We start from the raw sequence: 18,915 nt of genomic DNA on the forward strand, positions 1-18,915 counted from the left end.
CGTGGTTCGAGACGGCCCTTCGGGCCTCCTCACCATGAGGGCTGATCTTTGGGCGCCCGGCGACGAAACTCTCTCCGCCTCATCCCGAGGTGCCTTGCCGATTAAGCGTCAGCGCAAGCGGCTAGGCCTCGAAGGACGAGGTGGCCCTTCCTCAATCCCCGTTGACGAAAGCCATGTCCGCCGTCGTCAACTCGATGCTGCGCAGCTCGCGATTGACGAGGAAATTCTCGGTTTCCTTGACCGTTTCGGCGAGCTCCACGACGGCATTGTAGCGAGCGCGGAACGCTTCGATGATCTCGTTGACGATGACTTCTGGCGCAGATGCACCAGCCGAGAGACCGACCGTCTTGATGTCGCCGATATTGTCCCAATCGATTTCCGAAGCGCGCTGGACAAGCACGGATTTTGTCGCCCCTGCCCTTAGCGCCACTTCGACGAGCCGCTTGGAGTTCGAGGAATTCGGCGCGCCGACGACGATGAAGAGATCGCAGCCGGGAGCTGCCTGCTTCACGACTTCCTGGCGATTGGTCGTCGCGTAACAAATCGAGTCGGCGGCGGGCGCCGTCAGGTTCGGAAAGCGCTCCTGCAACCGCGCGATAACGCCGGCGGTATCATCGACCGAGAGCGTCGTCTGCGTGACGAAGCCGAGATTGTCAGGATCGACCGGTTCGTAGACATCGGCATCTTCCACCGTCTCGATCAGCGAAACGGCGCCTTCCGGCAGCTGCCCCATGGTGCCGATCACTTCCGGATGGCCGGCATGGCCGATGAGGACGACATGACGACCGAGCCGGTTGTGGCGCATGGCCTGCTTGTGCACCTTGGAGACCAGCGGGCAGGTAGCGTCGAGATAAAAGAGATTGCGCGCATCGGCGTCGGCCGGCACGGCCTTCGGCACGCCATGGGCGGAAAAGACCACCGGCTGGGCGCGGTGCTCAGCCGGGATTTCGTCCAGCTCTTCCACGAAGATGGCACCCTTGGCCTCCAGCCCCTCGACCACGTAGCGATTGTGCACGATCTCGTGGCGGACATAGACAGGCGCACCATAGGCCTTCAGCGCCAGCACGACGATCTGGATGGCGCGATCGACGCCGGCGCAAAAGCCGCGCGGCCCGCAAAGCCGGATGGTCAGGTCAGGTTTGGAAACGGCTATGTTCATGTCTCTTCCGAAATGCGCGACGGGGGCTCAGCCATAGGTAGGTAGGCCCTGCCGCCTGCTCCATTGAGTCCGCATGATCTTATCCAAAAACCGTTGCGCACTTTTGGGATCATGCTCTAGCCGAATATTCCATCGAAATGAAGCAATTCTATTGCATGCCTCTATTGTGAGGGTGCGTCCGGGTGATGCTTGCGCCACCAGGAGATCGCGACGATGGCAACAAGCGCTACCGCGAGGCCGTACCAAGTCACGGCATATTGCAGGTGGCTGTTCGGCAGGTCGATGATGGTGACGCCGCCGATCGGCAGGCCGGCGGGATTCGGCGTCTTGTCGGCATCGATGAAGAAAGGCAGGACCTTGTCCTTCGGCAGTCCGACGCTGGACGCCATCGCATCCAGATCCCTCCAGAAGAATATGTTCTTGCCGAGATCATTATCCGGCATGCCCGAGGGCTGCTCGCTGAGCTTGGCGCGCGCAAGGCCCGTCACCGTCTGCTCGCCGGTCAACTGCCCCTGCTTGCGCATTTCCGGCTCTTTGGCCTCGGAGGGCACGAAGCCCCTGTTGACGAAGACGAAGCGGCCATCGGCAAGCTGCAGAGGCGTATAGATGTGAAAGCCCGGCTCCTCTCCATAGGTGGAGAGAAAATCGCGTTCCTTGTTGTTGAGGTAATGGCCGCTGACGGTCACCACGCGATATTCGATATCTCCGCCGGACGCTGCCATCGCCTCGATTGCCGATAGCGGCACGGCGGGCGCATCCTTACGCGCGGCAATGTCGGCGAGCAGGCCTTCCTTCCAGTGCAGCCGCTGCACCTGCCAGGTGCCCAACCCCACAAGGATCACGAGCACGGCGAGCAGGATCAGCGCCTTGAGGACCTGCCACAAAGGATTGGAGCGGCGAACCGGCACGGCGGCCTCAGTCATGGCTGATCCGCCCTTCGCTGGCCTTGTTGCGGTATTGCAGCGCGATCAGAATGCCCTTGCACCAGCGCAGAGACAGCAGTGAGAGGATGATGGTCAGCGGCGCAAACAGCACTATGTAGACCCAGACCGGCGGCGCGTAGTTGATCTGCATCCACAGGACCAGGCCGATGACGATGAAACCGACAATTAGGATGACAAAGACCGCCGGGCCATCGCCCGCATCGGCGAAGGCATAGTCGAGATCGCAGGCGGAACAGCGCGGCTTTATCGACAATAATCCATCGAAGAGCTTGCCATGGCCGCAACGCGGACAACAGCCCTGGAAGCCGACCTTGAACGGATCGACGGGCGCAAAGAGGGCGCTGTCGTCATGGGGCGTTTCGCTGGGGTTCTTGTCTTGCTCTGAGGTCAAAATTCGGTCTCGATCAGCCTGCCATTGCGGGCGAGCATGATGGTCTCGTCCCTGTCACAATCAGTAGCCGCGATGCGCCAATCCGTCCAATCGAAAAGCTCGTACACCGCATTCAGGTCCGAATACATCCGAAAGGGAACTGCCTCATGCAACAAAGCCAAGGCGTAGGCGCCGGCCGTATCATCATCCTGAACGGCGCGCCACGATCCGGAAAGAGCAGCATCGTCGAGGCGATTCAGGCTGGATTTGACGGCGTATGGGTCAATCTCGGTGTCGACGTCTATGTGCGCCATGCCACGCCGCTGCGCTATCGTCCGGGCATCGGCCTGCGCCCCGGCGGCGAACGGCCCGATCTCGAGCCGCTGATTCCGCGCTTTTATGCCGCACTCTATGCCTCGATCGCCGCACATAGCCGCCTCGGCCTCAACGTCGTCGCCGAGTTCGGGCATCACGATGCCTATTCGCGCCCGCTAAACATTCTCTCTAATTGCGCCAGACAGTTAGCGGGATTGCCGACACTCTTTGTCGGCGTGCACTGCTCGCTCGATGTGGTGATGCAGCGCCGGCTGGCAGAAGGCCCGGAGAGGCAAGGAACTTATATTCCGGTCAGCCCGGATATGGCGGTTCCGGCACCGGTGCTTACCTGGCAGCAACAGGTGCACCGGCCGGGGATTTACGATCTGGAAGTCGATACCTCGACAAATAGCCCGCAGGCATGCGCGGAAGAGATCAGGCAGGCCCTCGAGCGTGGCATTCCCAACCCATCGGCATTTGAACGGCTGGCAGCTGAGACTGCTTAAACAAAAAAGCGGGCAACAAGTGCCCGCCTTTCATTGCAAGAGGATGATTGATGCTCGGCCTTAACCCGCCGCGAGCGGCGCACCCCAGCTGCCCCAGATGTAGATGGCGAAGAACAGGAACAGCCAGACGACGTCGACGAAATGCCAGTACCAGGCAGCCGCCTCGAAGCCGAAATGCTGCTTCGGGGTGAAATCGCCCTTGATGGCGCGGATGAGGCAGACCAGCAGGAAGATCGTACCGATCAACACGTGGAAACCGTGGAAACCGGTCGCCATGAAGAAGGTCGCGCCATAGATCGAGTTCTTGAACGCGAAGGGCGCGTGCGCATACTCATAAGCCTGCACGCAGGAGAACAGGGCGCCAAGCAGAACGGTGAGCGTCAGACCCTGGATCAGGCCCTTGCGGTCGCCATGCAGCAGCGCATGGTGCGCCCAGGTGACCGTCGTGCCGGAGAGCAGCAGGATGATGGTGTTGTAGATCGGCAGGTGCCAGGGATCGAGAACCTCGACGCCCTTCGGCGGGAACTGGCCGCCAAGGAAGGCCGTGCGCGAGGCCTGGATCGCCTCATTCGGGAACAGGCTGACATCGAAATAGGCCCAGAACCAGGCGACGAAGAACATCACTTCAGACGCGATGAACATGATCATGCCGTAGCGCAGGTGCAGCGACACCACGCGGGTATGCGCGCCCTCATGCGCTTCCTTGATCGTATCCGACCACCAGCCATACATGACGTAGAGGACCACAGCCAGGCCGATGAAGAAAAGCCACGGATGCGCCCAATCCACGCCGAACAGATGTAGTGCGCTGCCATTCAGGTAGCGCATGAATCCGACACCACCGAAGGTGAGCACGAATGCCCCGATGGCCGCGACGATCGGCCAGGGGCTGGGATCGATAATGTGATAGTCGTGTTTCTTCTGATGCGCTTCGGCCATGTCAGCAATCCCCGAATAACTTTTTCCCATATTGCTCCCGGTCAAACCGAAAAGCACTCTCCATCAAAGTTTCTTTTCAACAGCCTGTACCGTGCCTTCATTCGACGCCACGGGCTTTGCGCCTTCCCGTGGGTAGAATGTGTAGGATAGTGTCAGCGCATTGATCGTCTTGGTTTCTACAGCCTTGGTGATCTCAGGATCGACATAGAAAACCACCGACATCTCGCGCTTTTCCCCAGGCCCGAGATCCGTTTCATTAAAGCAGAAGCACTGGACCTTGTTGAAATAGACACCAGCTTCCAGCGGCGTGACGTTGAAGATCGCCTGGCCACGCTCCGTCTTGTCGGACCTGTTCTCGATCTCGAACTTCACCTCGACCGTCTCGCCGATCTTGGGGCTCACCGATTTCTGCAGCGGCTTGAAATCCCAGGGCAAGCCCGGCGCGACATTGGCGTCGAAGGAAACCTGGATCGGCTTGTCGAGAATGACGTTGGACACCTGTTCGACGCGCTGCGTCGTGCCGTTGTAGCCAGTAACCTGGCAGAACATGCGATAAAGCGGCACTGCAGCGGCGCACATGGCGCTCATGCCGATGACGAAGCTCAGGCACATGGCGACGACCAGCCCGTTGTTACGGCCGCCCGTTCTTGTGCTTTTCACTGCCCCCTCCTCCATCACGCCTCCTCAAACGTGTCCGGTGCCGACCTTGATGATGGTGATCGCGTAAAACAGGACCACCAGGCCGGCCAACACCAATCCGAGCGCGATATTACGCCCTCGCCGCGATTTCTTCTGCGCTTCCGTCAATTTGACAAGCTCGATCATAGCCAGCCTCCAACGCCAGCTGCCATCAGCACGGCGACGAGCCTGTCGATAAGCAGCGCGGAGAAGATCGCAAAGAGATAGAAGATGGAATAGGCGAAAAGCTTCTTTGCCGGCACCATCTTTTCGTCGCCATCGGCCATCCGCCAGACGGCGATGGAACAGTGTACGAAGATCACACCAAGGGCTGCGGCAACCACGCCGTAACCCAGGCTCGCAAAGCCCATGAAGGCCGGCACCACGCCGACGATCGCGGTCAGCACAGCATAAACGACAATCTGGTTTTTGGTCGTTGGGATACCCGAGACGTTCGGCAGCATCGGAACTCCGACGGCCTCATAGTCGCGCATCTTGAACAGGGCCAGCGCCCAGAAATGCGCCGGTGTCCAGAGAAAGATGATCAGGAAGAGCACAATGCTCTCGATCGATACGCTTCCCGTGACGCAAGCCCAGCCGATAACAGGCGGGAAGGCGCCGGCGGCACCGCCGATGACGATGTTTTGCGGCGTCGAGCGCTTCAGCCACATCGTATAGATGACGGCGTAGAAGAAGATCGTGAAGGCGAGAATGCCGGCGGAAAGCCAGTTGATGGCAAGTCCGAGGATCACCACCGAGAAGCCCGACAGAACCAGGCCGAACGCCAGAGCCTCGGATGGATTGATGCGGCCCGACGGTATCGGCCGGCGCGCCGTACGGCTCATCACTGCGTCGATATCGGCGTCGTACCACATGTTCAGGGCACCCGATGCGCCGGCACCCACCGCAATGCAGAGAATGGCGATGAAACCGAGAACCGGATTGATGTGACCGGGAGCCACCACCAGGCCGGTAAAGGCGGTGAAGACGACCAGCGACATTACGCGCGGCTTCAGAAGCTCGAAATAATCGCGTGCACTCGCTTCCGACAGGCCGGTATCGCCTTGCTCCGCGAGCGCTTCGTGATTGTCGATGACCGTCATTCTTTCTTCCAATTACCAGTTAAGCCGGACGCCGCTCAGCACGGCGTCCGGAAACAGATTACTTGATGCGCGGCAGCTCTTCCCACTGGTGGTGCGGCGGCGGCGAAGTCAGCTGCCACTCCAGCGTGGTTGCGCCTTCACCCCAGGGGTTGTTGCCTGCAACGCGCTTCTTGGCGAAAGCATCTATAACGCCCCAGAAGAAGAAGCAAAGGCCTACGGCTGCGACATAGGAGCCGATGGAGGAGACGAAGTTCCATCCCGCATAGGCATCCGGATAGTCGATATAGCGGCGCGGCATGCCGGCACGACCGAGGAAGTGCTGCGGGAAGAACACCATGTTCACACCGATGAAGGTGATCCAGAAGTGCCAGTTGCCGAGGCGCTCGCTGTACATGTAGCCGGTCATCTTCGGGAACCAGTAGTACCAGGCCGCGAAGATGGCGAAGACGGCGCCGAGCGACAGAACGTAGTGGAAGTGTGCCACCACGAAGTAGGTCGCATGCAGTTCACGGTCGAGGCCGGCATTGGCGAGCTGGACGCCGGTGACGCCGCCGAGCGTGAACAGGAAGATGAAGCCCAGCGCCCAGATCATCGGCGTGCGGAACTCGATGGAACCGCCCCACATCGTCGCGATCCAGGAGAAGATCTTAACACCCGTCGGCACCGCGATAACCATCGTGGCGAACACGAAGTAGCGCTGCGTGTCGAGCGAGAGGCCCGTCACATACATGTGGTGAGCCCAGACGACGAAGCCGACCGCACCGATCGCCACCATAGCGTAGGCCATGCCGAGGTAACCGAAGATCGGCTTGCGCGAGAAGGTGGAGATGATGTGGCTGATCATGCCGAAGCCGGGCAGGATCAGGATGTAGACTTCCGGGTGACCGAAGAACCAGAACAGGTGCTGGTAGAGCAGCGGATCGCCGCCGCCTTCCGGCGAGAAGAAGGTCGTGCCGAAGTTGCGGTCGGTCAGCAGCATGGTGATCGCGCCGGCAAGAACGGGCAGCGACAGCAGCAGCAGGAACGCGGTGATCAGCACCGACCAGGCAAAAAGCGGCATCTTGTGCAGCGTCATGCCCGGAGCGCGCATGTTGAGAATGGTCGTGATGAAGTTGATAGCACCCAGGATCGAGGACGCGCCTGCAAGGTGCAGCGCGAAGATCACCAGATCGATCGCAGGGCCTGGATGGCCGGCGATCCCCGACAAAGGCGCATACATCGTCCAGCCTGCACCCGCACCATAGGCACCTGCAGGGCCTTCGACGAACATCGAGAGGATAAGCAGCAGGAAGGCGGGAACGATGAGCCAGAAGGAAATATTGTTCAGACGCGGGAACGCCATATCAGGCGCACCGATCATGATCGGCACCATCCAGTTGGCGAAACCGCCGATCATCGCCGGCATGACCATGAAGAAGATCATGATCAGCGCGTGGGCGGTGACGAAGACGTTATACATCTGCTTGCCGCCATCGATGGCAGCATCGCCCGAATAGCCATAAACCATCGACGCCAGACCGCTGAAGATCTGAATGCCGGGCTCCTGCAATTCCATGCGGATGGCAACGGACAGAAGGAAGCCGATCACACCCGCGAAAATCGCGAAGATCAGATACAGCGTTCCGATGTCCTTGTGATTCGTCGAAAACAGCCAGCGATTGGCAAAGCTCGGCGTGTGGGCGTGATGATCGTCATGCGCGTGAGCGTCTTGAAGATCGTGCGAATGGTCGTCGTGTGCCTTGGATCCAGCCATTGTTCCTACCCCTTACTTCGCCGTGTTTTCGGCGACCTTGACGGCTGCCGGTTGGTCGACGGCGGCCATCAGAGACTTGTTCGCCTTGTTGAGATCAGTCGCAGCCGTCGCCAGCCATTGCTTGTACTGATCCTCTGAGACGACGCGGATGGCGATCGGCATGAACGAGTGGTCCTTGCCGCAAAGCTCGGAACATTGCCCGTAGAACAGGCCCTCGCGGTCAGCCTTGAACCAGGTCTCGTTCAGACGGCCGGGAATGGCGTCGATCCTGACGCCGAAGGACGGCATGGCGAAGGAATGGATGACGTCAGTCGGTGCAGCCGTAACGAGAACGCGGACATTCTTGCCGACAGGCACCACCATCTCGTTATCGACAGCGAGAAGCCGCGGATATTTGGACTTGTCTTCCTTGCCGGCCGCTGCGCGATCCGGCTCCTTCAGCATGAACGAATCAAAAGCGAGCGGCGTGGCGCCGCTACCCTCATATTCGTAGTTCCACTGCCATTGCGTCGCCGTTGCCTTGACGGTGACGTCCGTCTGCTCCGGGAATGTCAGCTGGGCCGTGAGGAGGTTGAAGGAAGGAATTGCCAGGAAAAGAAGAATCAGAACCGGACCGATGGTCCAGATGACTTCGATCAGCGTGTTGTGGCTCGTCTTTGATGGCACCGGGTTCTTGGAAGCGCGGAACTTCACCATGACAACCAGGAGGAGGACGAGAACAAGCAGCGTGATCGGAATGACAAACCAAAGCGTGTATGCCTCAAACCAACGGATTTGATGCATATTGCCGGTTGCCGCCTCCTGCATACCGGTTTCCCAAGGTCTCGGCTGATCGGCATAGCTGCCTGTCGCGAAAAGCAGACAGATCAGAGCCGTCAGAGCCGCGTAAGCTCTCTTAATCACGATGTCTCTCCCTCCAGCGTTTGATCCCAGATCAACCTCAAACGCAGTATCCCTACATTCCATTGCGCTTCAAACCACAGTTTGGGGTACTCCGCAACAACTCCCGCCATTTGTTAGTGCGGCATTTTTGCGCTGATATATTCCCCCTTTTGCCAGCCGGACATGGCAAGCATTTCATCATCATACGAAAAATTGCATCGTGGTCCATGGCGCCAGCCGGACAAAATGGAGTACACGTCGTATTTCCGCCGTAGTCGATTGGAATCCAGCACGCGGGGCTTTTCATTTGCCGGCCTGGGCTTCAACAATATCGGCACTGATTCGAATCTAGAGGTTTCCATGGGTTTTCGTTCCCTCGCCCGGCTTTGGCTTGTTACCGGCAGCATCGCTGCTTCGGTCGCAGCACCCGCATGGGCGCAACAAGCGCAACAGACTCAGCCCGCGCAACAGACCCAACAGCTACAGCCGCAGCAGCAAGGCCAGCCGCAACCTCATACGCAGCAGGTTCCCACCAGCCAGGTTCCACAACCGCCGGGTACGGTGCGCTCCAGCCACGGCGCATGGTCCGTCGTCTGCGACAAGCCGGCCGGCGCTTCGAGCGAACAATGCGCGCTGATGCAGAATGTCATCGCCGAAGATCGCCCGGAAATCGGCCTTTCCGTCGTCGTGCTGAAGACTGCGACCGCAAGTCGAAGATCCTGCGCGTGCTCGCCCCGCTCGGCGTGCTGCTGCCAAACGGCCTCGGCCTTAACATCGACGGCAAGGATATTGGCCGCGCATATTTCGTGCGCTGCTTCGCCGATGGCTGCTACGCCGAGGTGGTTCTTGAGGACGAGTTGCTGAAGACGCTGCGCAGCGGCGCCAGCGCCACCTTCATCGTCTTCCAGTCGCCGGAAGAAGGCATCGGCATTCCTGTGGACTTGAAGGGCTTTGCCGAGGGCTACGACGCCCTTCCCTGACGGAATGGGCTTGCTCTTGCGCCGTGCGAATCCTACATCGGCTCTGAACGGAGCACCTGACCCATGAATACCGATCTCCTTACTCTTTTTGACACGGACGAAGTCAAGCTGCGCAGCATCGTCGCCGATGCGCTTTCGGGTGCCGATGACGGCGAACTGTTCGTCGAGCATGTCCAGGCGGAATCGCTGACATTCGACAACGGCCGGATGAAGGGCGGAAGCTTCAACACAGAGCAAGGTTTCGGTCTTCGCGCAGTTGCCGGCGAAGCTGTGGGCTATGCGCATGCGGGCGATCTGTCGGAAGCGGCATTGAAGCGGGCGGCCGATGCCGTGCGCGCTGTGACCGCAGGCTACACGGGCTCCTATGCAGCCGCGCCGCAGCGCACGAACAAAGTGCTCTACAGCGACGAGAACCCGATAGGCGCACCGACATTCGAGGAAAAGGCGACGCTGCTCCAGCAGATCGACCGTTATCTGCGCGACAAGGACGACAAGGTGCGCCAGGTGACGGCGACGATCGGCGCAAGCTGGCAGGTGGTCGACATTCTTCGTGCCGATGGCCATCGCGTCCGCGATATCAGGCCGATGACGCGTATCAACATTTCCGTGGTCGTCGGTGACGGTGACCGACAGGAATCCGGTTCCTTCGGCACCGGTGGACGCATCGGTTTCGGCGATTTCATCACGCAGGAAGACTGGCGGCGTGGCGCCGACGAGGCCTTGCGCCAGGCGCTCATCAATCTCGAGGCGATCGATGCTCCCGCCGGCACGATGGATGTCGTACTTGGCTCCGGCTGGCCGGGCGTCATGCTGCACGAGGCCGTCGGACACGGGCTGGAAGGCGATTTCAACCGCAAGAAGACTTCAGCCTTCGCGGGCCTGCTGGGCCAGATGGTTGCAGCACCGGGCGTCACCGTTGTCGACGACGGTACGATCGAAAGCCGCCGCGGCTCAATCACGGTAGACGATGAAGGCACGCCTTCGGCCTATAATGTGCTGATCGAAAACGGCAAGTTGGTCGGCTATATGCAGGACCGGCAGAATGCCCGCCTGATGGGCATGAAAGCCACCGGAAACGGCCGCCGCCAGGGCTATGCCCATACGCCGATGCCACGCATGACCAACACCTACATGCTCGGTGGCGACAAGACGCCGGAGGAGATCATCGCATCGGTGAAGAAGGGCGTGTACGCCGTTTCCTTCGGTGGCGGCCAGGTGGACATCACGTCAGGCAAGTTCGTCTTCGGCTGCACCGAGGCCTATCTGATCGAGAACGGCAAGATCGGTGCACCGATCAAGGGCGCCATGCTGATCGGCAACGGACCTGAGGCCATGAAGCGGGTGTCGATGATCGGCAATGACATGAAGCTCGATACCGGCATCGGCAATTGCGGCAAGGCCGGCCAATGGGTTCCCGTCGGCGTCGGCCAGCCGCATCTGAGGATGGATCAGGTAACGGTGGGCGGCACGAAGGCCTAAACCGCTTCTTCCTTTAATCTGCAGGACGAAAGCGCCACTTGCGCTCTATCGCAGCGGCGAGATCTAGACGGTTTCGCTGTGCGAACAGGAGGATATGGCCGAGCACATCGGCCGTCTCATCCGCCAGCGCCGTCGCCAGTTGCTCCTCAGTCATGCCCTTGCGACGGCCCCGGCCGGTCGTCCTGTTCCAGATCTGCGTGAGTTCACCCATTTCCTCCTGAAGCTTGAGGACGAACCAATCGTCGTCACGCTCCAGGCCGTTTTCGGCGGCGTAGGTGGCCGAGGCCGTTTCGAACTGCTGCATCAGATCGGATAGCATCGATATCGTTCCCTTTATGTTCTTAGCATTCATGAACGATTCCCTGCAAAAAGTCGAGCCGGCGGAGTTGTGTCTCCGCCGGCTCGACTTCTCAAATTCTCGATATGCTCAGCCCTTGTTCGGCAGCATCATGCAATCGAAGTCCTTGCGCTTCAGCGCAGCGCAGGCGGAGCTTGCATCGTCACGGGTGGAAAAGCCGACGAAGCGGGCGCGATAGACCGTGTTGCCGCCCTTGCCGAAGGCCTCCGTATAGGGCGAAGCATTGGCAAGCGCGTTGCCGGCCTTGGACTTTGCCGCGGACAGCAGATCCTTGGCAGCCTGCGCGGTCGGGGTGGCAGCGATCTGTACCTGCCAGCCACCTGATGCAGCCGGCTTGCCGGCATTCATGATTTCATCCATCGCGACGGGACGGTCCATCGGCACGGTGACGTTTGACGTGGCGGCATATGCCAGCGGAGCGACCGGAGCGACGTCTGGGCGCTTGCGTGTCGTGGCCGTCGTCTGTGAGTCGATATCCACGGCGACATCGTCGGAAGCCGATGCCACTTCGACCTGCTTCGTCCTGATATTGCCGATGCTCGCAACAAGCCGCGACGTCGAAACCGAGCTCGCCTTCGGCACATTGCGATCGAGCAGCGACGCCATGAGGGCATCACGGCCGCGCGCGGTTGCGCCGCCCATCACAACACCGATGACACGACGGTTGCCGTCGCGCACGGCGCTGACAATGTTGAAGCCGGAGGCATTGGTGTAGCCGGTCTTGATGCCGTCCATGCCCTGATAGCGGTACATGAGGTTGTTATGGCCGCGCACAGGCCGGCCGCGATAATTGAAGCTTGCCTGCGAGAAGAGCCGGTATTCCTGGGGATAGTTATTGATCAGGGCGACCGCAAGCGTCGACATATCGCGAGCGGTGGTGACCTGCTGCATGTTCGGAAGGCCGGACGCATTCATGAAAACGGTGCGACGCATGCCGAGTTCGCGTGCCTTCTGCGTCATCAGCCGGGCTACGCCGCTTTCGCTGCCGCCGAGAGCTTCGCCCATGGCAGCGGCCGCATCATTGGCGGACTTGATGATCATGCCGTCGACAGCTTCGCGCACGGTGACCGTGCCGCCGGGCTTCAGACCCAATTTCGTCGGGGGCTTGGCAGCGGCGGCGCTCGATACGGGGATGCGAGTGTTCCAGCTCAGCTTGCCGCGATGGATCGCTTCGAAGGTCAGGTAGAGCGTCATCATCTTGGTCAGCGATGCCGGGTGGTTGAGATCATCCGCATTGCTCGATGCCAGAACCTTGCCGGTCTTGGCATCCATGATGAAATAGGCGCTGCCGGCGAAGCTCGCCACAGGTGTGCTCACGAGCAAGACGGCCGCAGACAGGGCCATCAATAGTCTTTTCATAATCGTCCCCAACCGAAACATATGCCAACACACCGCATCAATCCCTGTGCGACTTTGCGACAAAAAAACCTGATACCGGTGCGATATTGAGGCAACAGCCTCGATAGTTCTCTAATTTTGCCCTTCCTGGTAAAATAACTATTAACGCATTGGAAATTATGACAAAGATTCAGTAAGGTTTAACGCAACATGCGGTAGAGCGTTGGCAGTCGTCAACCGGATCGATCCGTATGGAACAGGGCATAAAGGCCCGCCTGAAACGTAGCGTGATCTCCAGCGGGCTGGAGGCCGCCGCAATTCTCAAAGGCGCCGGCCTGATGCGGAATGTCGCCGGCGCGGGCGCCATATTTACGCTTCACCATGTCCGCCCCGCCCTCCCCCGCCGCTTTGCTCCCAATGCGCATCTTGAGGTTTCGCCCGATTTTCTCGACCAGGCGATCGCGCGCTTGCGCAAGGATGGCTATGAATTCATCTCGCTCGATGCACTGCCGGTGCGCATCGCAAACGCCAAGGGAAAACCGCCGTTCGTCGCCTTCACGCTTGACGACGGCAACTGCGACAATCGCGACCATGCCCTGCCGGTCTTTGCCCGTCACGATGTACCCTTCACGATCTTCATTGCCCAGGGCCTTTCGGAGCGAACGCATAGCCTGTGGTGGGAAACGCTGGCCGAGCTGCTGGATCGGCTGGATCGGCTGACATTCGATTTCGGTGGCGGCGAGGAATTCCTGCCGCTCGGCGAGGCCAGCCAGAAGCAGGCGGCATTTTCGCGTTTCGCCGCATTCGTTCATGGCAATGACGAAAGCGATGCCGTCGGCCGGATCGACGAGCTTGCCAGACGGCATGGTCTCGAACCGCTCGACATTGTCAGCGCATCGATCATGGATCGGGCCGAATTGCAGGCGCTGGCCGGCCATCCGCTCGTCTCGCTCGGCGCACATACCGTCAGCCATCGGGCCTTGGCGCGCCTCCCCGAAGCAGAAGCTGCGGCTGAAATGGCACTTTCGTCCGATTACATCGCCGGCATCACCGGCAAGCGGCCGACCACATTCGCCTATCCCTATGGCACGCCCCAAGCGGTCTCGACGCGCGAGGGCAGGCTTGCCGCGGAACTTGGCTTCCAGGTCGGCGTCACCACGCGACCTGGAACGATCACGGCAGCGAGCAGTGATGCCCTAACCCTCTTGCCGAGACTATCTCTGAACGGTCATTATCAAAAGGCGCGCTACGCCTCAGCGCTCGCCTCCGGCATACCGACGCGACTGATGGGACGCCGGGAAACCACCTAGCGCCCCAGAGACAGCCTTGGTCTTACGGGTACATCCGCACCTTCTGCCAGGCGCCTTCCGGCACATCACGGCGAAATTCGATTCGGTCGTGCAGGCGAAACTGGCGATCGTGCCAGAATTCGATCGACAGCGGGCGAATACGGAAGCCAGACCAATGGGGAGGCCGCGGAATATCGCCGATGGCATAGCGCGCGGTATATTCGGCAACCGCCTTTTCCAGCGCAAATCGGCCCTCGAGAGGGCGGGACTGCTTCGAAGCCCAGGCGCCGATGCGGCTGCCACGAGCCCTGGTCTTGTAATATTCGTCAGCTTCCTTGTCGCTCACCACTTCAACCAGTCCGCGCAGGCGTACCTGCCGGCGCAGCGACTTCCAGTGGAAGCACATGGCCGCTTTCTTCTGGGAAAGAATTTCTTTACCTTTCTGGCTTTCGAAATTCGTATAGAATACGAATCCGTCGCTATCGAAACCCTTCAGAAGGACCATGCGGACATTTGGCAATCCATCCTTATCCACCGTTGCCAAGGCAACCGCATTCGGATCATTCGGCTCTGTGGTCTCCGCTTCGCGCAGCCACGCTGCAAAAAGAGTGAAGGGTTCGTTCTGTTCGGTGAAGTCACCGCTTGTTAACTCGTTTTCCGACATATTAGTTTAAATACTCCGCAATTCCTAGAAACAGCCGGCCTCTCAGGCTGGCCAAGATCTTCAGGTGGAAGTCATAGCAAAGTCGACCGTTCATACAAAGCGCAAGCTTGCAAAAGGCGTGACGACGGCTGTCGCCCTTGTCTCCCTTTTCACCCTTGGCGGCTGCGTCGGCGGCGGCATGGACTATCTGAGCTCGGCAAAAGTGGATCGCAGCGTATCGACGGGCACCGTGCCGACGGCCCCTGTCACCACCGACAGCATTTCCGACGAAACCACAGTGCGCAATGCCGTGACATCAGCCGATCTTCAGAAGCTGAACGGACAAACCATTCCCTGGGCCAACGCTTCTACCGGCAGCGCCGGCGTCATCGATACGATCGTCGAAAGCAATGCTTCCGGCGTGGTCTGCCGCCAGTTCCGCACCACCCGGCACTCCTATGAAGGCATTGCCAACTTCTCCGGCAGGACTTGCCTCGTCGGCCAGGGCATCTGGCAATTGCTGAGTTTTCAACAGGCGGGCTGAGCACCGGTTTCCGGCCATTTTCCCACCGCTGACGCGATCCCAGGCGACGCGCGGAAGGATCCGCTGCACCTCCCATTCCTATTTCTCGCATCCATCGTTAGCGATCGGCTAACCATCCGCGAAAATGGAGCAGGCCTCTCCCCAACAGACGTAACGCCTGATTAGCAACTCGTCCGGCAGGATCAGCCCATGCGCATTTCGACCTTGCCTCTCCCAGGGCTGCAAGGCGGCGAAGTGTGGTTCATGAGTTTTTGTTTGGGGTGCTCCGAGCGGAGCCGGATACCCCCGGAATGGTGGCTGGAAAGATGCGCGATCCTTACAAGGTTTTGGGCGTAAGCAAGGATGCGGGAGCCGATGAAATCAAGGCGGCATGGCGCAATCTCGCCAAGTCGGCTCATCCCGATCACAATATGGGCGATCCGACGGCAACCGAGCGCTTTGCCGAAATCGGCCGCGCCTATGAGACGCTGAAGGACCCGACAAAGCGCAGCCGCTACGACCAGATCGCCGGCATGGCGAGAGCAAAGGGCCAGAGCCAGGAACAGACGATCATTCAGCAGCGGCAGGCTATGCGTGAGGCGGCCGAACGCGCCAAGGTCGCACGAGCCAATGCTGAAAAAGTTATGGCGGAACTTGCACGGGCGAATGCCCGCAAGGCGGCAGCCTCCGCCACATCAAGCCAACAGGCCGGGGCGAACGAGTCGCCCGAGGATATGGTCGAACGCATCTTCGGCGTGAAAGCCGCTGCCGCGCAACAGGGCAGGCCTGCAGCCGAAACGGTTGCGCAGCAGGCCGAGAAGGCGCAAGAGCCCAATGCCGCTGCCGCAGAGGAAACCCAGGCGGAAGAAGAGCTTTTGGCGACGGGCACGGCTTCGGCGGGCTCCCGCCCTCGTTTCGGCATTCTGAGCTCACTGGTGCGCCGCATCACCGGCAGCACCATTCAGGAGAAGCCTCCGGAAAAGACACCCGAAGTCGCGGCCGAAGCGACGGTGACGCTTGACGACATGCTGAAGGCCCGCTGGATTACCGTTCTTCTCTCCGATGGCCGCGAGGCGCGCTTCCAGGCGACGACGGATATCAGCAACGGCCAGGTGCTGCATCTGAAAGGCCAGGGGCTGAAACTGCCGGGAATGTTGCGCGGCGACGTCGCCATCACCGTCCATCTCTCCACCGATGCCCGCTTCATGCCCGAAGGCCACGATGTCCGCACGACATTGCCCGTCACCATCGAAAATGCGGTGCTTGGCTGCGAAACCACCGTCGAGGGACTAAATGGTCCGGTCAGGCTTACCGTGCCGGCCTGGTCCGGTTCGGATCAGATCGTCCGCATTCCCGGCGAGGGATTACCCGACGGAAATGGCGGGAAAGGTGATCTCATTGTCGAATTGCGGCTGATGCTGTGGGAAAAACCCGATGACAAGATTACGGATTTGATGCGCAGCATGCGCGAAGGGCTTTTCCTGTGAAATTTTGGTGACAACAGCACCCTTTGTTACGATCCCTAACAGTTGATGATCTTTACGATGCTTGAACAGGGGAACGGCCTATGCCATAGGCAGGATCATTCGAAAGTTCAAGGGAGCAGAATATGGCTCAATCCACTGGCCTCATGACAGGCAAGCGCGGCGTCATCCTCGGCGTAGCAAACAACCGTTCGATAGCGTGGGGTATTGCCAAGGCCTGTTCGGAAGCCGGAGCCGAGATCGCTTTGACTTGGCAGGGCGACGCTTTGAAGAAGCGCGTCGAGCCACTCGCCCAGGAACTCGGCGCGTTCATGGCTGGCCATTGCGACGTGACCGAGCCGGCAACGATCGACGCGGTCATCGATGCACTTGAAGCGAAATGGGGCAAGATCGATTTCGTCGTGCACGCCATCGCCTTTTCCGACAAGGACGAGCTGACCGGCCGTTACCTCGACACCAGCCGCGACAACTTCACGAAGACGATGGACATCTCCGTCTATTCCTTCACGGCGGTTGCACAGCGCGCCGAGCGAATCATGAATGACGGCGGCTCGATGATCACCCTCACCTATTACGGTGCGGAAAAGGTCATGCCGCACTACAACGTCATGGGCGTTGCAAAGGCTGCTCTGGAAGCAAGCGTTCGCTATCTCGCCGTCGACCTCGGCAGCCGCGGCATTCGCGTCAACGCGATTTCGGCAGGCCCGATCAAGACGCTCGCCGCTTCCGGTATCGGCGATTTCCGCTATATCCTGAAGTGGAACGAATACAACGCACCGCTGAAGCGGACTGTCACGATCGACGAAGTCGGCAACTCCGCCCTCTATCTTCTGTCCGACTTGTCGACGGCCGTGACAGGCGAAATCCACCATGTCGATTCCGGTTACCACACCATCGGCATGAAGTCCGTGGATGCGCCCGACATTTCCGTCCAGAAGGACTGATCAACAGGAAAGCTGACCGTGTCGCCAATCCTTTATGTGATACGTCACGGTCAGACAGACTGGAATGCCGAGCGCCGTCTGCAGGGGCAGAAGGATATCGATCTCAACGCCATCGGCCGCGAGCAAGCACGGCAGAACGGCGTCGATCTGGCCGAAATCCTCGCATTCGAAAACCGCCCGTTCGATTTCGTCGCAAGCCCCTTGCGGCGAACGCGCGAGACCATGGAAATCGCGCGGACGGCCATGGGTCTGCCGCCGAAGGACTATGCTACCGATGAACGACTGGTAGAGGTCTCCTTCGGTGCCTGGGAAGGCTTCACGCTCAAGGATTTGAAGGCAACCGAACCCGAGCGGCTTGCCGAGCGCAAGGCCGGCAAATGGGACTTCATCCCGCCCGGCGACGATGCTGAAAGCTATGAAATCCTCTCCTGGCGCGTCGGCTCCTGGCTGACGTCGGTCGAGCGGCCAACCGTCTGCGTCACGCATGGCGGCGTTATCCGGACATTGTTCCGGCTGGTCGGCGATGTCGCGAAGGAAGAAGCGGCGGAAATTCCGATCCATCAGGATCAGATCCTGAAGGTCGATCCGCAGATGAAGATCATCGGCTGGATCTAGGGCAATTCCGGAAAAGCTGGCAGCAGCGTCTGTCCGGATCTGCATAGGGCACACATCAGCGCAGCACTGACGCATTCACAAGCCGCCCCGGCCGGGCGGCTCTATTGATGCTTACTGGACGATGTCGAGATCGTTGACGACGCGCTTGCCATCGACTTCCGTGTAGAAGACGACGACCTTGACGCCAGCCTTCAGGCCGTTGAAGTCGAAATCCTCGGGCACCTGATAGTTCTTGCCGTCATCCAGCGTGATGCTGAAATTCTTCGTGTCGACCTTCTTGATCGTGGACTCGACGTCAGCACTTTCGGCAAAAGCTGCGACGGGAGCAAGCAGGCTGGCCGTGGCCAAAAGCGTCGCTACAAAAAAGCGCATCGTCGTTACCCTTCAGGTCAATTTGATTGTGATTTCTTATGCGGTGCAGAAAACACGTCGAATATGGCGGAAGTTGCCCCCAATAGTGACCTTGCTCGCCCAATTGGTGAATGCGCCGTCACAATCCACAATTCGGATTAATCTTTGTTTACCATGCCGATGGGCGCAAGAAAAAATGCCTGAGTGCCGTTTCAGCGACCACCGAAAGAAAGATTTTGCCTTGCCGGCATCCGGCTGTGGG

Annotated in this window: 20 protein-coding genes and 1 pseudogene; 8 read left to right on the top strand and 13 right to left on the bottom strand. The window is 59.7% G+C overall.

Going from position 1 to position 18,915, the window contains the following annotated elements:
• Positions 1-151: 151 nt before the first annotated feature.
• From ispH to BSK43_RS25820, 3 genes are all read right to left on the bottom strand, one after another.
• Positions 152-1,159, bottom strand: a complete 1,008-nt coding sequence (gene ispH / locus BSK43_RS25810; protein WP_068384923.1) for a 4-hydroxy-3-methylbut-2-enyl diphosphate reductase — start codon at positions 1,157-1,159, stop codon at positions 152-154.
• A 161-nt stretch (positions 1,160-1,320) separates the two neighbouring features.
• On the bottom strand, positions 1,321-2,082 hold the full coding sequence (locus BSK43_RS25815; protein WP_077471278.1) for an SURF1 family protein: 762 nt from the start codon (positions 2,080-2,082) through the stop codon (positions 1,321-1,323).
• Complete coding sequence (locus tag BSK43_RS25820; RefSeq protein WP_077471279.1) at positions 2,075-2,494, bottom strand: DUF983 domain-containing protein; 420 nt, start codon at positions 2,492-2,494, stop codon at positions 2,075-2,077. Before BSK43_RS25820 ends, BSK43_RS25815 begins: the two co-directional genes overlap by 8 nt.
• Before the next feature lie 146 nt (positions 2,495-2,640).
• Between BSK43_RS25820 and BSK43_RS25825 the strand changes: the two genes are divergently transcribed.
• The gene (locus BSK43_RS25825) at positions 2,641-3,294 is read left to right on the top strand and encodes a chloramphenicol phosphotransferase (RefSeq protein WP_077471280.1); all 654 of its coding nucleotides are present in this window, start codon (positions 2,641-2,643) and stop codon (positions 3,292-3,294) included.
• A gap of 60 nt (positions 3,295-3,354) precedes the next feature.
• Here BSK43_RS25825 and BSK43_RS25830 read toward each other — a convergent pair whose 3' ends face one another.
• From BSK43_RS25830 to coxB, 6 genes are all read right to left on the bottom strand, one after another.
• Positions 3,355-4,233, bottom strand: coding sequence for a cytochrome c oxidase subunit 3 (locus tag BSK43_RS25830; protein WP_077471281.1), 879 nt, complete (start codon positions 4,231-4,233; stop codon positions 3,355-3,357).
• Between the two features lie 63 nt (positions 4,234-4,296).
• Positions 4,297-4,908 carry a cytochrome c oxidase assembly protein gene (locus BSK43_RS25835; RefSeq protein ID WP_077471282.1) on the bottom strand — a complete coding sequence of 204 codons (612 nt, stop codon included), beginning with the start codon at positions 4,906-4,908 and terminating at the stop codon, positions 4,297-4,299.
• Between the two features lie 9 nt (positions 4,909-4,917).
• The gene (locus tag BSK43_RS25840; protein ID WP_169055456.1) at positions 4,918-5,058 is read right to left on the bottom strand and encodes a hypothetical protein; all 141 of its coding nucleotides are present in this window, start codon (positions 5,056-5,058) and stop codon (positions 4,918-4,920) included.
• Positions 5,055-6,014 carry a heme o synthase gene (locus tag BSK43_RS25845; RefSeq protein WP_077471283.1) on the bottom strand — a complete coding sequence of 320 codons (960 nt, stop codon included), beginning with the start codon at positions 6,012-6,014 and terminating at the stop codon, positions 5,055-5,057. Before BSK43_RS25845 ends, BSK43_RS25840 begins: the two co-directional genes overlap by 4 nt.
• Before the next feature lie 58 nt (positions 6,015-6,072).
• Positions 6,073-7,767, bottom strand: coding sequence for a cytochrome c oxidase subunit I (gene ctaD / locus BSK43_RS25850; RefSeq protein WP_077471284.1), 1,695 nt, complete (start codon positions 7,765-7,767; stop codon positions 6,073-6,075).
• A gap of 12 nt (positions 7,768-7,779) precedes the next feature.
• Complete coding sequence (coxB, locus tag BSK43_RS25855) at positions 7,780-8,670, bottom strand: cytochrome c oxidase subunit II (protein WP_077471285.1); 891 nt, start codon at positions 8,668-8,670, stop codon at positions 7,780-7,782.
• Between the two features lie 339 nt (positions 8,671-9,009).
• Here coxB and BSK43_RS25860 point away from each other — a divergent pair.
• Both BSK43_RS25860 and tldD read left to right on the top strand, forming a co-directional pair.
• Positions 9,010-9,629, top strand: a pseudogene (locus BSK43_RS25860) (invasion associated locus B family protein).
• A 63-nt stretch (positions 9,630-9,692) separates the two neighbouring features.
• Positions 9,693-11,108, top strand: a complete 1,416-nt coding sequence (gene tldD / locus BSK43_RS25865; RefSeq protein ID WP_077471286.1) for a metalloprotease TldD — start codon at positions 9,693-9,695, stop codon at positions 11,106-11,108.
• Positions 11,109-11,121: 13 nt separating this feature from the next.
• Here tldD and BSK43_RS25870 read toward each other — a convergent pair whose 3' ends face one another.
• Together BSK43_RS25870 and BSK43_RS25875 are read right to left on the bottom strand one after the other, a co-directional pair.
• The gene (locus tag BSK43_RS25870; protein WP_077471334.1) at positions 11,122-11,427 is read right to left on the bottom strand and encodes a pyrophosphatase; all 306 of its coding nucleotides are present in this window, start codon (positions 11,425-11,427) and stop codon (positions 11,122-11,124) included.
• Positions 11,428-11,535: 108 nt separating this feature from the next.
• The gene (locus BSK43_RS25875; protein ID WP_077471287.1) at positions 11,536-12,825 is read right to left on the bottom strand and encodes a D-alanyl-D-alanine carboxypeptidase family protein; all 1,290 of its coding nucleotides are present in this window, start codon (positions 12,823-12,825) and stop codon (positions 11,536-11,538) included.
• Between the two features lie 230 nt (positions 12,826-13,055).
• Here BSK43_RS25875 and BSK43_RS25880 point away from each other — a divergent pair, with 230 nt between their 5' ends.
• The gene (locus BSK43_RS25880) at positions 13,056-14,114 is read left to right on the top strand and encodes a polysaccharide deacetylase family protein (protein ID WP_077471288.1); all 1,059 of its coding nucleotides are present in this window, start codon (positions 13,056-13,058) and stop codon (positions 14,112-14,114) included.
• A 22-nt stretch (positions 14,115-14,136) separates the two neighbouring features.
• On the opposite strand, the gene pdxH is transcribed toward BSK43_RS25880, so the two are convergent.
• Positions 14,137-14,757 (bottom strand): pyridoxamine 5'-phosphate oxidase, encoded by a 621-nt coding sequence (gene pdxH, locus BSK43_RS25885; protein ID WP_077471289.1) that lies wholly within the window; start codon positions 14,755-14,757, stop codon positions 14,137-14,139.
• A 118-nt stretch (positions 14,758-14,875) separates the two neighbouring features.
• Between pdxH and BSK43_RS25890 the strand changes: the two genes are divergently transcribed.
• From BSK43_RS25890 to BSK43_RS25905, 4 genes are all read left to right on the top strand, one after another.
• Positions 14,876-15,280 carry an RT0821/Lpp0805 family surface protein gene (locus BSK43_RS25890; RefSeq protein WP_246662694.1) on the top strand — a complete coding sequence of 135 codons (405 nt, stop codon included), beginning with the start codon at positions 14,876-14,878 and terminating at the stop codon, positions 15,278-15,280.
• A 305-nt stretch (positions 15,281-15,585) separates the two neighbouring features.
• Positions 15,586-16,746, top strand: coding sequence for a DnaJ domain-containing protein (locus BSK43_RS25895; protein ID WP_136687274.1), 1,161 nt, complete (start codon positions 15,586-15,588; stop codon positions 16,744-16,746).
• 122 nt (positions 16,747-16,868) lie between these two features.
• Positions 16,869-17,687 (top strand): enoyl-ACP reductase FabI, encoded by an 819-nt coding sequence (gene fabI / locus BSK43_RS25900; RefSeq protein WP_068384885.1) that lies wholly within the window; start codon positions 16,869-16,871, stop codon positions 17,685-17,687.
• 18 nt (positions 17,688-17,705) lie between these two features.
• Positions 17,706-18,302 carry a histidine phosphatase family protein gene (locus BSK43_RS25905; protein ID WP_077471291.1) on the top strand — a complete coding sequence of 199 codons (597 nt, stop codon included), beginning with the start codon at positions 17,706-17,708 and terminating at the stop codon, positions 18,300-18,302.
• A 111-nt stretch (positions 18,303-18,413) separates the two neighbouring features.
• Here BSK43_RS25905 and BSK43_RS25910 read toward each other — a convergent pair whose 3' ends face one another.
• The gene (locus tag BSK43_RS25910) at positions 18,414-18,674 is read right to left on the bottom strand and encodes a DUF1344 domain-containing protein (protein WP_068384882.1); all 261 of its coding nucleotides are present in this window, start codon (positions 18,672-18,674) and stop codon (positions 18,414-18,416) included.
• Between the last annotated feature and the right edge of the window lie 241 nt (positions 18,675-18,915).

The sequence above is a fragment of the Rhizobium sp. P44RR-XXIV genome (genome assembly GCF_001999485.2).
GTDB lineage: Bacteria > Pseudomonadota > Alphaproteobacteria > Rhizobiales > Rhizobiaceae > Rhizobium.

Excerpts from the sequence above, each read along its gene's own strand:
- ispH (WP_068384923.1), bottom strand. The coding sequence starts at position 1,159 with ATGAACATAGCCGTTTCCAAACCTGACCTGACCATCCGGCTTTGCGGG.
- BSK43_RS25815 (WP_077471278.1), bottom strand. The coding sequence starts at position 2,082 with ATGACTGAGGCCGCCGTGCCGGTTCGCCGCTCCAATCCTTTGTGGCAG.
- BSK43_RS25825 (WP_077471280.1), top strand. The coding sequence starts at position 2,641 with ATGCAACAAAGCCAAGGCGTAGGCGCCGGCCGTATCATCATCCTGAAC.
- BSK43_RS25830 (WP_077471281.1), bottom strand. The coding sequence starts at position 4,233 with ATGGCCGAAGCGCATCAGAAGAAACACGACTATCACATTATCGATCCC.
- BSK43_RS25835 (WP_077471282.1), bottom strand. The coding sequence starts at position 4,908 with ATGGAGGAGGGGGCAGTGAAAAGCACAAGAACGGGCGGCCGTAACAAC.
- BSK43_RS25840 (WP_169055456.1), bottom strand. The coding sequence starts at position 5,058 with ATGATCGAGCTTGTCAAATTGACGGAAGCGCAGAAGAAATCGCGGCGA.
- BSK43_RS25845 (WP_077471283.1), bottom strand. The coding sequence starts at position 6,014 with ATGACGGTCATCGACAATCACGAAGCGCTCGCGGAGCAAGGCGATACC.
- ctaD (WP_077471284.1), bottom strand. The coding sequence starts at position 7,767 with ATGGCTGGATCCAAGGCACACGACGACCATTCGCACGATCTTCAAGAC.
- tldD (WP_077471286.1), top strand. The coding sequence starts at position 9,693 with ATGAATACCGATCTCCTTACTCTTTTTGACACGGACGAAGTCAAGCTG.
- BSK43_RS25870 (WP_077471334.1), bottom strand. The coding sequence starts at position 11,427 with ATGCTATCCGATCTGATGCAGCAGTTCGAAACGGCCTCGGCCACCTAC.
- BSK43_RS25875 (WP_077471287.1), bottom strand. The coding sequence starts at position 12,825 with ATGAAAAGACTATTGATGGCCCTGTCTGCGGCCGTCTTGCTCGTGAGC.
- BSK43_RS25880 (WP_077471288.1), top strand. The coding sequence starts at position 13,056 with ATGGAACAGGGCATAAAGGCCCGCCTGAAACGTAGCGTGATCTCCAGC.
- pdxH (WP_077471289.1), bottom strand. The coding sequence starts at position 14,757 with ATGTCGGAAAACGAGTTAACAAGCGGTGACTTCACCGAACAGAACGAA.
- BSK43_RS25895 (WP_136687274.1), top strand. The coding sequence starts at position 15,586 with ATGCGCGATCCTTACAAGGTTTTGGGCGTAAGCAAGGATGCGGGAGCC.
- fabI (WP_068384885.1), top strand. The coding sequence starts at position 16,869 with ATGGCTCAATCCACTGGCCTCATGACAGGCAAGCGCGGCGTCATCCTC.
- BSK43_RS25910 (WP_068384882.1), bottom strand. The coding sequence starts at position 18,674 with ATGCGCTTTTTTGTAGCGACGCTTTTGGCCACGGCCAGCCTGCTTGCT.